At 43.0% G+C, this 8899-nt stretch carries 10 protein-coding genes and 9 tRNA genes; all 19 read left to right on the forward strand.

Annotated features, from left to right (window positions below):
* Nucleotides 1-96 precede the first annotated feature (96 nt).
* The 19 genes from BTO28_RS10365 (at nt 97) to BTO28_RS10455 (ending at nt 8852) form a co-directional block, all read left to right on the forward strand.
* Entirely contained in the window at nt 97-924 is an 828-nt protein-coding gene (locus BTO28_RS10365) for an STAS domain-containing protein (protein ID WP_076765978.1), read from the forward strand.
* A complete protein-coding gene (locus BTO28_RS10370) occupies nt 921-1283 on the forward strand; it encodes an STAS domain-containing protein (RefSeq protein WP_075399121.1) in 363 nt (120 codons plus the stop codon). The genes BTO28_RS10365 and BTO28_RS10370 overlap by 4 nt, the downstream gene beginning before the upstream one ends.
* A gap of 1 nt (nt 1284) precedes the next feature.
* Nucleotides 1285-1683, forward strand: coding sequence for an anti-sigma regulatory factor (locus BTO28_RS10375; protein WP_076765980.1), 399 nt, complete (start codon nt 1285-1287; stop codon nt 1681-1683).
* Nucleotides 1684-1693: 10 nt separating this feature from the next.
* Nucleotides 1694-2704, forward strand: coding sequence for a PP2C family protein-serine/threonine phosphatase (locus BTO28_RS10380; protein WP_076765982.1), 1011 nt, complete (start codon nt 1694-1696; stop codon nt 2702-2704).
* A gap of 85 nt (nt 2705-2789) precedes the next feature.
* Entirely contained in the window at nt 2790-3119 is a 330-nt protein-coding gene (locus BTO28_RS10385; protein WP_076765983.1) for an anti-sigma factor antagonist, read from the forward strand.
* Nucleotides 3120-3121: 2 nt separating this feature from the next.
* A complete protein-coding gene (gene rsbW, locus BTO28_RS10390; protein WP_456297750.1) occupies nt 3122-3586 on the forward strand; it encodes an anti-sigma B factor RsbW in 465 nt (154 codons plus the stop codon).
* Nucleotides 3564-4358, forward strand: a complete 795-nt coding sequence (sigB, locus tag BTO28_RS10395) for an RNA polymerase sigma factor SigB (protein ID WP_076765986.1) — start codon at nt 3564-3566, stop codon at nt 4356-4358. The genes rsbW and sigB overlap by 23 nt, the downstream gene beginning before the upstream one ends.
* Nucleotides 4358-4954 carry a PP2C family serine/threonine-protein phosphatase gene (locus BTO28_RS10400; RefSeq protein WP_076765988.1) on the forward strand — a complete coding sequence of 199 codons (597 nt, stop codon included), beginning with the start codon at nt 4358-4360 and terminating at the stop codon, nt 4952-4954. The genes sigB and BTO28_RS10400 overlap by 1 nt, the downstream gene beginning before the upstream one ends.
* Nucleotides 4955-5019: 65 nt before the next feature.
* Nucleotides 5020-7167, forward strand: coding sequence for a Tex family protein (locus BTO28_RS10405; RefSeq protein WP_076765990.1), 2148 nt, complete (start codon nt 5020-5022; stop codon nt 7165-7167).
* The gene (locus BTO28_RS10410) at nt 7167-7634 is read left to right on the forward strand and encodes a SprT family protein (protein WP_076765992.1); all 468 of its coding nucleotides are present in this window, start codon (nt 7167-7169) and stop codon (nt 7632-7634) included. Before BTO28_RS10405 ends, BTO28_RS10410 begins: the two co-directional genes overlap by 1 nt.
* Nucleotides 7635-7780: 146 nt before the next feature.
* A tRNA-Asn gene (locus BTO28_RS10415) sits at nt 7781-7855 on the forward strand.
* A gap of 6 nt (nt 7856-7861) precedes the next feature.
* Nucleotides 7862-7952: transfer RNA gene (locus BTO28_RS10420), tRNA-Ser, on the forward strand.
* A gap of 18 nt (nt 7953-7970) precedes the next feature.
* A tRNA-Glu gene (locus BTO28_RS10425) sits at nt 7971-8042 on the forward strand.
* Between the two features lie 52 nt (nt 8043-8094).
* Nucleotides 8095-8171: transfer RNA gene (locus BTO28_RS10430), tRNA-Asp, on the forward strand.
* A gap of 10 nt (nt 8172-8181) precedes the next feature.
* Nucleotides 8182-8256, forward strand: a tRNA-Gln gene (locus tag BTO28_RS10435).
* Between the two features lie 139 nt (nt 8257-8395).
* Nucleotides 8396-8481 (forward strand) — tRNA-Leu (locus tag BTO28_RS10440).
* A gap of 9 nt (nt 8482-8490) precedes the next feature.
* A tRNA-Arg gene (locus BTO28_RS10445) sits at nt 8491-8567 on the forward strand.
* A gap of 109 nt (nt 8568-8676) precedes the next feature.
* Nucleotides 8677-8753, forward strand: a tRNA-Pro gene (locus tag BTO28_RS10450).
* A 25-nt stretch (nt 8754-8778) separates the two neighbouring features.
* Nucleotides 8779-8852 (forward strand) — tRNA-Gly (locus BTO28_RS10455).
* The last annotated feature ends 47 nt before the right edge of the window (nt 8853-8899 follow it).

The following is an 8899-nucleotide window of genomic DNA, read 5'->3' on the forward strand; positions in this document are numbered from 1 at the left end:
TTAATTGTACACATAACCTTTATAATAAAAATAATGAACGTTTTTGACGAAACGCACGCTTACTTTTGCGGCGGAATGATGATTGGAGCGAACTGAATGCGTAAAAAGATTTTTCAATATGTACAGTCTCACAGCGATGAGATTTTGAATGAATGGATTGAACTGATGCGCACGGAAGCAGATGACCGGGCTGTTCAGGCTATGTCTGATCATATGTTTGTCAAAACGAGCGCGGATTTTGTTGCTCTTGTCATGTCTAATTTTTCGGAATCAGAAGAAGTATTTCATGAACGGGCCGTTGATTTTTCGGAAAGAATTGTCCGTCTTGGCTGGCCGTTGACGATGATGACGGACGGCTTACGAGTTTTCGGACAAATCGTCGAAAATGGAATGAAAAAAGAGGGAATTATTGATCAGGTCAGCTATTTTGACTTTACAGCAGAAATTAACAATTGGATGTTTCCGATGTATAAAACGATTACACAAGCGTATACAACATCTTGGGAACGGACCGTTTCGCTTCAAAAAATTGCCTTGCAGGAATTGTCAGCACCGCTTATTCCTGTTTTTGATAAGATTTCCGTTATGCCTCTTGTCGGTACGATTGATACGGAACGAGCAAAACAAATAATGGAAAACCTGCTTGAAGGAGTTGTGAACCATAGAGCGGAAGTTGTTTTAATTGATATCACAGGGGTGCCAGTTGTTGACACAATGGTGGCGCATCATATTATTCAAGCGGCAGAAGCTGTACGTTTAGTAGGCGCGAAATGCACGATTGTAGGTATTCGTCCTGAAATTGCTCAGACAATTGTCAACTTAGGTATTAATTTGGAGGACGTGACAACAACCAGCACATTGAAAAAAGGTGTAGAGCAGGCGCTGGCAATGACATCAAGAAAAATTGTGGAGGTACAAGAATGAACATGAGAATTCCGATTTTAAAATTGCATGACTGTTTACTTGTCTCAATTCAATGGGAACTTGATGATCAGACAGCGCTACAATTTCAGGAGGATCTTCTTCACAAAATTCATGAAACGAGCGCGCGCGGTGTAGTCATTGATTTTACGTCAATTGACTTTATCGATTCTTTCATTGCGAAAGTACTCGGTGATGTCATCAGCATGTCCAAGCTGATGGGTGCCAAAGTTGTCATCACGGGTATACAGCCAGCAGTGGCGATCACACTGATTGAACTCGGCATCCGGCTGGAGGAAGTTATGACCGCACTGGATCTCGAAAAAGGTTTGGAGAAACTTCAACGGGAACTGGGGGACTAAAATGATGGACTCTAGTGTCAAAATTATAAATGAATGGGATATCGTAGCGGCGAGACAGCTTGGCAGAAATGTCGCAAAAGAGCTCGGTTTTGGCACCGTAGACCAGGCGCGTATCACGACTGCGATCAGTGAACTGGCGCGTAATATTTATTTGTACGCCGGCCAGGGAGAAATAACGATAGAAAAAATAGAGAGTGGAACAAAAAAAGGAATGACGATCATTTCACGCGACGCGGGACCTGGCATTCCAGATCTACGCAAAGTAATGGAAGATGGATTTTCCACATCAGGAGGACTTGGCGCAGGGCTGCCCGGCGTAAAGAGGTTGATGGATGAATTCTCTATTGAATCCACTCCGGGGGAAGGAACCCTTATTCAGTCGGTGAAGTGGCTCAAGTAGGAGGGAAAAGATGAGTTTCAGAGACACGATGCTGGATGAATATAAAGAAATATTAAAAACGTATATTAACGACCAAACTGAACAAGCTCTCTACATGAGCCAGAAATTCAGCAGAAAATCGATTGAATATAAAATCTCGCCGGAAGAAATGATCAGTCTCCACAAAACGTCCATTATGGAGCTGGCGCCTGATCTGCCGGAATCATTGCTTTTATCGCTCGACATTTTGCTTGAGGTGATGATGAGCTACGGTCTTGCTTACCGGGAACATCAAAGCCTTCGTACTATTCAGCGTGAATTAATCAATGAAATAGAAGTGGCGGCAAACATGCAGCAAACACTTTTAGGCACACAGATTCCCCATATTTCATCTGTTGATATCGGGGCGATCAGTGTGCCTGCCAAGCAGATGAGCGGAGACTATTATCACTTTGTTTCTCATGAAAATGGAGCGGTAAGTGTAGCGATCGCCGACATTATTGGAAAAGGAATCCCGGCCGCACTTTGTATGTCGATGATTAAATATTCAATGGATAGTATGCCGGAAAACAGTCACACGCCTGGGGATGTATTAGAACGATTGAATCGTGTTGTTGAACAAAATGTGGACCCGACGATGTTTATTACCATGTTTAGTGGATTGTATAACCCTGGGAATCATACGTTTTATTATTCGTCGGCCGGTCATGAACCCGGTTTTTATTATAATGGTGAAACAGGAGCGTTTGAGGAGCTGAAAGCAAAAGGATTGCTTCTCGGTGTAGACAAGAAAGCGAAATATCGTGAATACGAACGAAAAGTAGAAGTAGGCGATGCCATCTTGCTTATGTCAGATGGTGTGACCGAATGCCGGACAAAAGACGGGTTTATTGAAATAGATACGCTGGTTGGCTATATTGAAAAATACATACATCTCGGCGCTCAGGATATTGCCGACAAAGTATATAAAGAACTTGAATTTTTGCAAGATTTTCAGCTTCGGGATGATTTTACACTTATTATTATTAAACGGACTGCTTAATAGAGGTTTATCCTTGAGGGCGTTCGGGTAAAAGTAAGATATTGAAAAATCGTAGAAACATTTTAGTAAAAGGGGTTTAATTTAAATGAACATTTCCATTGACGTACAAGAACGAGATCATCAGACAACAATTACACTTGCAGGAGAAATTGATGCATATACAGCACCTAAGCTTCGTGAAGCGGCTTTTCCATACACTGAAAAACAGCATGCCAATGTCGTGATTGATTTGTCTGGTGTTACATATATGGACAGTACAGGTCTTGGTGTATTCGTAGGTCTTTTTAAAAGTTTAAATGCAAATGAAGGAACGTTGGAACTCAATGGCTTATCGGATCGTTTAAAACGCCTTTTTGATATTACAGGTCTTGCAGACATCATGAATATTAACCCTAAAGCAGAAGGTGGCATTTAATGATGAAGCCAGCTGACTACATTGAGATGAAAATTCCTGCAAAACCGGAATTTGTCGGGGTTACTCGTTTAACTTTATCCGGCATCGCCAGCCGGATGGGTTTTTCCTACGAGACCATTGAAGATCTTAAAATTGCGACGAGCGAAGCCATTACAAATGCAGTCCAGCACGCATATAAAGGCGAAGAAGGTGAAGTGCTTATCGGTTTTGGCATGCATAGTGACCACCTTGAGGTCGTCGTTTCCGACAATGGAAAGAGTTTTGATTTTTATGAAACAAAGAAAGCTCTCGGTCCTTATAACGATCAATCAGCTGAATTTTTGCGTGAAGGCGGACTGGGCCTGTATTTAATCGAGACGTTAATGGATGAAGTAAAGGTGCACCAAAATGAAGGGATTACTTTGTTTATGACTAAGTATCTTGAAAGAGAGCGGGTGGAGAGGGATGCAGAAACCATCTCGACCTAACCAGGCAGCAAAGCTTCAAGCTATCGAATGGATAAAAGCATTTCAAAATGAAGGCGACCAAGAAGCACAGGACAAACTTGTTAAACATTATCAAGGTTTAGTGGAATCGATCGCTCGTAAATATTCAAAAGGGCGTTCACACCATGAAGACATCGTCCAGGTTGGGCTGATGGGCCTCTTGGGGGCGATTCGCCGATACGATGATTCATTTGGTAAAAGCTTTGAAGCGTTCGCGATACCGACAATCGTCGGCGAAATTAAACGTTTCTTACGCGACAAAACGTGGAGTGTACATGTTCCGCGCCGGATTAAAGAACTTGGTCCAAAAATTAAATCAGCTAATGAAGAACTAACAACCTCATTACAGCGCTCACCGAGAGTGGACGAAATTGCGCAATACCTCGATATTTCAGATGAAGAAGTTCTTGAAGCGATGGAGATGGGCAAAAGTTATCAAGCGCTGTCTGTCGACCATTCGATCGAAGCTGATTCTGACGGCAGCACCGTAACACTCCTTGATATTGTCGGGAGTCGTGAAGAAGGGTATGAGCGCGTCGATCAGCGTCTTGTACTTGAGAAAGTACTCCATGTCTTATCGGAGCGAGAAAAACAAATCATTCAATTTACGTATCTTGAGAATTTAAGCCAAAAAGATGCTGGGGATAAACTTGGTATTTCTCAAATGCATGTATCCAGACTGCAAAGACGTGCCATAAAAAAATTGAAAGAAGCTATTCATGCTGAGGCGTTTTCAACGGAGCGATTATCTTAATGGACCGGCTCAAAAACACATTCATTGAAATGATTGCCGGAAGCCGTTCAAAAAATAATAACTCTTTTTGTGGTGATACGTATTTTGTAGAACTAAATAATGGGGAGTTTATCTGTCTTCTTGCAGACGGTCTAGGAAGCGGACGGTATGCATATGAGTCGTCTTTTGCAGCGGCAGAAGCTGTGAAACAAAGATGGCAGTCAGAAACAGTAGAAGAGTTAATGGAGTCTGTTAACCAATCTCTTCACCAAAAACGTGGTGCGGCAGTGGCCATTTTTAAAGTCAATTTCGAAGCACGTCAGTTTGAATATACCTGTGTCGGAAATATCCGTTTTTATCTGTACGCACCCGACGGCAAGTTGACATATCCACTGCCTGTGACCGGCTACCTGTCAGGCCGGCCCCAACGATACCGGATGGAACGTTTTACATATGAAAAAGGCAGTAAATTCCTCGTTCATTCAGACGGTGTCAATTTATTAAACACAAAGGAACTAATGCGTTTCCGTACAGCAGAACAAATTGCTGCTGAGTTGGACGGAGCGGCGGTAAGTGCAAATGATGATGCGACATATATAGTTGGAAGCCTGCTGTGATCAGCGGGTTTTTTATTTTTTTGTTAAAATAAAATTAATCGATAATAAGAAGCGGAGGCACGACGATGGAAGAGCAATTAATAAAAGCAACAGCTGCGGATACGGGCATCGCATTGAAAAATATTCGGGCTGTTATTCAACTAACAGAAGAAGGGAACACGATCCCTTTTATTGCGCGCTACCGAAAAGAAATGACAGGTTCGCTGGATGAGGTAGAAATTCGTACAGTTCTTGAGCGATTTACATATCGAAAAAACATAGAACAACGTAAGGAAGAAGTGATCCGGTCGATTACGGAGCAGGAAAAAATGACGACAGAGCTAGAAACAAAAATAAAAGCAGCTGCGACCTTACAGACAATAGAGGATTTGTACCGACCTTTCAAACAAAAGAAGCGAACGAAAGCATCGATTGCCAAAGAAAAAGGTTTGGAACCATTTGCGGAATGGCTGGTTCAATTTCCTCAGCAGGCAAATCTTGAAGAAGAAGCATCGAAGTACATCTCAGACCAGGTGCTGAATTCGGAAGAAGCCATCCAAGGAGCGTCTGATATTATTGCTGAAAAAATCTCAGATGATGCATCCGTCCGCCAGCGTATACGGCTCGACATGACAAAGTATGGGAAAATCAAAACAGAATTAAAAGGCGAAGATGAAAAAGAAGTCTTTAAAATGTATTATGACTATGAAGAAGCGATCGGGAAAATCGCACCGCACCGTACACTGGCAGTCAACCGAGGGGAAAAAGAAGACGTGTTGAGAGTGAGTATTTCATTTGATGAAGAGCGCGTTGTTCGCTTTCTTACGAAAACATTTATTGCAAACGAACAGAGTCCAGCTGCACCGGTAGTTCTAGCCGCAGCACGCGATGCATACAAACGATTAATTCGTCCCTCCGTTGAACGGGAGGTGCGCAATGAATTAACGGAAATTGCAGAAGAACGCGCCATCCATATTTTCTCTGAAAATCTGAAAAACCTGCTTCTTCAGCCGCCGTTAAAAGGAAAAGTCGTGCTTGCTGTTGACCCGGCTTATCGTACCGGATGCAAACTTGCGGTGGTGGATGAAACGGGGAAAGTTCTCTCAATCGACGTTATTTATCCTCATGTGGGAGAAGGAAAGAGGAAAGAAGCGCAAACAAAGTTTAAACAAATCGCTGATCAATACGAAGCGGACATCATTGCGATCGGGAACGGAACAGCTTCACGAGAGACGGAGCAATTTGTCGTGGAGATGATTCCGCAGCTGAAAAAGCAGTCAGCTTATATCATTGTGAATGAAGCGGGAGCAAGTGTGTATTCAGCTTCTGACATTGCCCGCGAAGAGTTCCCTGATTTGCAGGTGGAGGAGAGAAGCGCGGTTTCCATTGGCAGAAGGATTCAAGATCCGCTTGCTGAACTCGTTAAAATTGACCCGCAGTCGATCGGTGTGGGTCAATACCAGCACGACGTCTCACAAAAAAAATTATCAGCTTCTCTTTCTTTTGTCGTAGAAACAGCTGTAAACAGAGTGGGCGTTGATGTAAATACAGCGTCACCATCGTTACTGGAGCATGTTGCCGGATTAAATAAAACGGTTGCTCGAAACATTGTTAAATATCGTGAAGAAAACGGGAAATTTTTAAAGCGGTCTATTATTAAAAAAGTACCTAGACTTGGCGGTAAAACATTTGAGCAATGTATCGGCTTTTTGCGTATAACAGATGGGGAAGAGCCGCTGGATCGAACATCGATTCATCCGGAGAACTATAAAGAAGTAACGGCTCTTTTGAAAAACCTTGGTTTTACAACAAAAGAAATTGGGTCAAATAAATTAGCAGAAGCTCTTAAATCTGTGTATATACAGCAAACCTCGGCTGCACTGGAAATAGGCGACATTACATTGCGTGATATCATCGATTCATTGCAAAAGCCTGGCCGCGATCCGCGGGATGAACTGTCTGCTCCATTATTGAAAACAGATGTATTGAAAATGGAAGATTTAAGAAAAGGGATGGAATTAGAAGGAACAGTACGAAATGTAACTGATTTTGGTGCATTTGTTGACATTGGAGTAAAACAGGATGGACTCGTCCATATCTCAAAATTGAAAAAAGGGTTTGTGAAAAATCCATTTGATGTTGTAGCGGTCGGGGAAATTGTAAAGGTGTGGGTAGAGAGTGTAGATGCTGATAAAGGGCGAATATCTCTTACAATGGTCAAAACGGACGCATAATGATTGTTACGGATGAAATGGTTCAAAAAATGACTGAGGAGTTATCATTGCAATTTTTCAACCGGCCTTTTTTACACAGGGCGTATATTAATAAACGGCTGAGAACAACTGGCGGACGCTATTTGCTGGATTCACACAATATTGAAGTGAATGAGAAATACGCGATTGAGTACGGGGAGAAAGAACTGGCCGGCATTATAAAACATGAACTGTGCCACTATCATTTGCATTTACAGGGGAAAGGGTATAAACATGGAGACGCTGACTTTAAAAAATTACTGGCTGAAACGAATTCCCCTCGTTATTGCAGAGAATTACCGCAGCAAAAAGCCCTAAAAAAAGTTCGTCCAATTCTGTACTACAGCTGTCTTCAATGTGGGATGGTTTATAGACGTAAGAGAAAGATGGATGTAAATAGGTACGTTTGTGGATCATGCCGTGGCAGATTAGCTGAAATAAAGCGATAACCTATTGACAAGAGCTGTCTCAATTGCTATCTTAATTGAGCAGCTTTTTTTATTATATTGTTTTCAAGAAAAAATATTAAAAAAGTATTGACGAAAGTTATTGTAGAAAATATAATATTAATTGTCGATGAGACGCTATTAATCATTCCGCAGTAGCTCAGTGGTAGAGCAATCGGCTGTTAACCGATCGGTCGCAAGTTCGAGTCTTGCCTGCGGAGCCACTTTATGGGGAAGTACTCAAGAGGCTGAAGAGGCGCCCCTGCTAAGGGTGTAGGTCGGGTAACCGGCGCGAGGGTTCAAATCCCTCCTTCTCCGCCAGAACTTCACTTTAATAATGGCCCCTTGGTCAAGCGGTTAAGACACCGCCCTTTCACGGCGGTAACACGGGTTCGAATCCCGTAGGGGTCATCGTCGGGAAGCCGGCTTTTCCGGTTTCCCTTCTCTATGTTTAATTTAATTTGGTCCGGTAGTTCAGTTGGTTAGAATGCCTGCCTGTCACGCAGGAGGTCGCGGGTTCGAGTCCCGTCCGGACCGCCATATTTTTTGTTGGGCTATAGCCAAGCGGTAAGGCAACGGACTTTGACTCCGTCATGCGTTGGTTCGAATCCAACTAGCCCAGCCATCTTTTCGATTCATTAGCAGAGGGTCGAAGGTTACGGTCATTGCTCTTTTGAACCAAAAAAAGTGTTGACACACCAATGTGATTCATGTATAATTTGATTCTGTTGGTAAAACAACTCAAGGTGCACGAAACGCTTAATGCGGTCGTGGCGGAATGGCAGACGCGCTAGGTTGAGGGCCTAGTGGGGGCAACCCCGTGGAGGTTCAAGTCCTCTCGGCCGCACCATTATAATGAGCGCCCGTAGCTCAATTGGATAGAGCGTTTGACTACGGATCAAAAGGTTAGGGGTTCGACTCCTCTCGGGCGCGCCACTAATTTATAATTTGTAACAGTTTGAACAAGCTCCATCTATGGAACTTCTGCTAAGATCCGGCACAACTTGTGCCGAACTCAAAAGTCGGAACATCCTGTTCAAGTAAACGGGAAGTAGCTCAGCTTGGTAGAGCACTTGGTTTGGGACCAAGGGGTCGCAGGTTCGAATCCTGTCTTCCCGACCATTCACTTTATATAAGAAACCGAAATGCGGGTGTAGTTTAATGGTAAAACCTCAGCCTTCCAAGCTGATGTCGTGGGTTCGATTCCCATCACCCGCTCCATGTAAATTGAACATTGAAAACTGAACAAAATCAATAAAAACGTCAAC

The organism is Domibacillus epiphyticus, from assembly GCF_001975785.1.
Lineage (GTDB): Bacteria > Bacillota > Bacilli > Bacillales > Domibacillaceae > Domibacillus > Domibacillus epiphyticus.